Below are 1,791 nucleotides of genomic sequence, written 5' to 3' on the forward strand. Positions count from 1 at the left end.
GCCGTCCGCACCCGCTCCAACTGGTCGGCGCCGAGACCGGGCAGCAGCTCGCCGAGCGTGCGCACCAACTGGTGGGCGGTGCGCACCCGCTGGTCCAGGCGGATCAGACCGGGTGTGGAGTAGCCGCCGCGGCCCAGCACCACCCCGACCCGGCCCCGGTCGGGCAGCCGCTCCTCGCCGCCCGCGTCGGCAACGGCCGCCGCCGCGACATGCAGCGCGATCAACTGGTCCGGCTCGGTGCCCGGAACGGAAGCGGGCATGATCCCGAAACGGGTGACCTCCACCTCGGCCAGCCCGTCGACAAACCCGCCGCGGCGGCAGTACACCCGGTCGGCAGCCGCCGGGCCGCGCCCGCTCCCGGGGACGTAGAACTCGGCATCCCACCGCTGCGCCGGGACCTCGGTGATCGCGTTTACCCCGGTCACGAGGTTGTGCCAGTACGTCTCCAGGTCCGGCGCGCCGGGCAGCAGTACGGCCATCCCGACGATGGCCACGGGCGGTCTGCGGCCGCCGCCGTCATGTGTCATGGTCACCAGTCCGACGCGGTGTAGACGACGGCCTGGTCGGATTCCTCGCCCCAGGCGAGTTCGCGCAGCAGTGCAAGCGCTCCTTCGTCGGGGTCGATGAGTTCGACGCCACGCCGCGCGTATTCGCGGGCGAGCGCGGGGCCGACCATCCCGCTGTGCGGGCCGGTGGGCGCCCAGGGGCCCCAGTGCACGGTCAGGGCCCGGCGGCCGGTGCGGGCCGCCCACCGCGCGCCGATGGCTTCCAGCGCGTCGTTGGCCGCCGCGTAGTCGGCCTGGCCGCGGTTGCCGAGCACGGCGGAGACGCTGCCGAAGAGCACCACGAACGACGGCCCTGCATGTCCTGCATGTCCTGCCTGTCCTGTCCGCCCTCCTCGTCCCCCGCCGTCCCCGCGCTCGCCCACCGGCCCGGCCGTCGACAGCTTCTCCAGTGCGTCCAGGAGAGTGCGCGCGCCGCCCGCTTTGGTGTCGAACACTCGCTGGAAGGACTCGGCGGACTTCTCCTCGATCAGCCGGTCCTCGATCACCCCCGCCGCGTAGACGACGCCGTCCAGGCGGCCGTGGTCGGCGTGGATCTCCTTGACGGCCTGGCGTACCGCGTCGGGGTCGCGGAAGTCGACCGACCGGTAGCGGGCCCGGGCCCCGAGCTCGCTGAGCTCCCGCAGCGTGGCGGACACTTCGCGCCGCGCCAGGATCAGGTTCGTCTCCCGCTGGATCTCGGCGGGTCCGCGGCCGCCCTGGGCGGCGAGTGCCGCACGCAGGGCGGCCTCGTCCCGGGCTCCGGCGGTGGCCGGGTCCTCGGGCCCGGCGGGTACGGGGGTGCGGCCCAGCAGTTCGATACGGCAGCGGGCGGCCGCCGCGAGGGCCGCCGCACACCGGGCGGTGATCCCCCGCGCCCCGCCGACCAGCACGACCACCGAGTCTCGGTCGAGCCCGATGGCCGCGGCCTCGGCCGCCCCGTCCCCGGCGGGCCCCGCGCCCGAGGCGCCGAGGACGCCAAGACCGCTCTCCTCGAGCTCCAGCCCATGGCGTCCGTGGGTGGTGCGCAGGACGACGGGTGGGTGGTCGGGGGCGAGCACCTCGTCCACCAGCGCGTCGGCGACGGCGTTGGGAGAAGCGTTGGCGGGGAGGTCCACGACGGTGGCGGCCGTCTGCGGATACTCCCTGGCGACGGTGCGGAACAGGCCGTGGAGTCCGGCCGTTTCGACGTCGAGCGGCTCCGCTCGCCGCGCGGCCAGCAGCCACCGCGGCCCGCGCCCCAGGGCCG

At 75.3% G+C, this 1,791-nt stretch carries 2 protein-coding genes; both read right to left on the minus strand.

Translation table 11 applies throughout. The annotated features are described in order from the left end of the window. Positions 1-527: beta-ketoacyl synthase N-terminal-like domain-containing protein (locus ABTY62_RS47425; RefSeq protein WP_352135618.1), on the minus strand; the 527-nt coding region annotated here is incomplete at its 3' end. Positions 528-529: 2 nt separating this feature from the next. Further along, positions 530-1,791: SDR family NAD(P)-dependent oxidoreductase (locus ABTY62_RS47430; protein WP_352135619.1), on the minus strand; the 1,262-nt coding region annotated here is incomplete at its 5' end.

Origin of the sequence: Streptomyces sp. NPDC097640 (assembly GCF_040302705.1) — a bacterium.
Classification (GTDB): domain Bacteria; phylum Actinomycetota; class Actinomycetes; order Streptomycetales; family Streptomycetaceae; genus Streptomyces.